Below are 1,728 nucleotides of genomic sequence, written 5' to 3'. Positions count from 1 at the left end.
GTATCTAGATTACAGAAGTCCAAATCAATATGAGGCGGACATGAAGAAATTGAAAAAAGTAGCTTAACTGGGTTGGTCAATTTTGGTTGACCACGTCAGATTAGCAGCGGCGATGATGATCCACTTGAATATTTTCAACGACTGAAAGAAGGTATTGATACAGTTAGACATAACTATGATTTTGTTTTTGTAGACGCACCTCCTAGCCTTGGCATTATCGGCCTTCAAACACTTCTCAGTGTAGACAACATTATTATCCCCTGCCCTCCGCGTATGCTTGATTTTGTCAGTACTCGACAATTTCTCGAAATGGCAACTGAATATGTTTTTAAAGTAGCTGAAGGGAAGGTTTTTAATAGTATCAAAGTTATGGCGTCAATGTATGACCGCCGAAATACTAAGAGCAATGAATTTATAGAGGTTATGGAAGCTGTACTTGGTAGACATATGTATACGAACAGCATGCTTCATTCTGAATCCATTGATAATGCTTCAGCAGTGTTTCAAACACCATATGAGTCTGTTAAGCCAGATAAACGCATTACTGAAAACATGAAAGATTTATTCAACGAAATTATTACTGATTTAACAAGCTTGAATAGTTTCCAAAATAGTACAGATGAGAACGAGGTTTAACAGATGAGTAAGAAGACAAGTCATATGCGGAGTTTGCTTGATGTCATCAAAAGCGATGAAGAACAAAATACTAATCAACAGGAACGCGAACCACAGAACAAAAAAACGGTTAACCCTGCCGTTAACCTTGCCATGGGCGTTCATGAAAAGCGCCCTAAAGCTATCAAAGAGCCGGTACTACATTTAGAGCATGATCAAGTAAAAATCTTTAAATACCATGACAGACATAATAGTTCTCTTGTTACAGAACGGATAGCACAGTTACGCAAGTCTATTGAAGCTGATGGTCAGCATATTCCGGGCGTCGTGAGAAAAACAAATGAAACTACTAAAGATGGTCGTATTGTTTATGAGCTAATAGTAGGTAGACTCCGTTTTGAAGCATCTCGAACAGTGGGCTTTTTCAAGGCTTTTATTAAAACGCTTAATGATGCTGAAGCGGCTAAACTTATGTTTAGTGAAAACGAGGATAGAAATGACATCCTACCATTCGAACGATGGCTTTCTATTTTGCCTCTTGTTGACGACAAAGTTCTTACAGGAAAAGAAATAGCTGAAATGATTGGCTGGGACGCTGGTAATTTTGCTCGAACAATGAAGGCCAGAGATGCATATGATGCTCTAGGCCTTGCTGAAAAGTTGGTGGACGTTACTAAAGTAAAACTAAACCAACTTGTGCGAATCGGAAGTTTATACAAAGAGGACCCTCAAGCGTTATCTCAAGCTGTAGAAAAGATTAAGTCCAATTATCCTGATAGAAAAAACAATCTCTTTTTAAAGTCTGTTATTTCTGTTATTGAAGAGGAAGAGAAGCCTGTAAACAAAACAACCATACTAAACGGGTCAAAACTTAAAGTTAAACGGATTGGCAATAAAGTGACAATGACGTTTGAAGGTTTACCTCGTGAATCGAGTATAGATGAGATTGTTGCGGCTCTAAAGGATGTTGGTGGTTTACAATAATTACTATCTTTATCAACCATTAACTCTTGAAAAATTTACGGATTGTAATTTACAATCGACACTTTTCAGCAGGTCAAAACATCGGATTGTAATTTACAATCGTCACTTTTCAGCAGGACAAAAAAACGG

The 1,728-nt window shown here is 37.7% G+C and carries 2 protein-coding genes and 1 pseudogene; all 3 read left to right on the top strand.

What is annotated here, in order from left to right; all coding sequences use genetic code 11:
• Positions 1-99 precede the first annotated feature (99 nt).
• Positions 100-297, top strand: a pseudogene (locus tag BIZ39_RS22465) (AAA family ATPase); the annotation flags it as partial.
• A 12-nt stretch (positions 298-309) separates the two neighbouring features.
• A complete protein-coding gene (locus BIZ39_RS22460; RefSeq protein WP_262385837.1) occupies positions 310-636 on the top strand; it encodes a ParA family protein in 327 nt (108 codons plus the stop codon).
• A 3-nt stretch (positions 637-639) separates the two neighbouring features.
• On the top strand, positions 640-1,599 hold the full coding sequence (locus BIZ39_RS21615; RefSeq protein ID WP_187448086.1) for a ParB/RepB/Spo0J family partition protein: 960 nt from the start codon (positions 640-642) through the stop codon (positions 1,597-1,599).
• The last annotated feature ends 129 nt before the right edge of the window (positions 1,600-1,728 follow it).

Source organism: Alteromonas sp. BZK5, from assembly GCF_014349115.1.
GTDB lineage: Bacteria > Pseudomonadota > Gammaproteobacteria > Enterobacterales > Alteromonadaceae > Alteromonas > Alteromonas macleodii.
Note: the sequence above shows the minus strand (reverse complement) of the source record. Positions and strands in the feature narration are given on the sequence as shown.

Bases quoted from the DNA above. Each gene is read 5' to 3' on its own strand.
- BIZ39_RS22460 (WP_262385837.1), top strand. From the start codon at position 310: ATGGCAACTGAATATGTTTTTAAAGTAGCTGAAGGGAAGGTTTTTAAT.
- BIZ39_RS21615 (WP_187448086.1), top strand. From the start codon at position 640: ATGAGTAAGAAGACAAGTCATATGCGGAGTTTGCTTGATGTCATCAAA.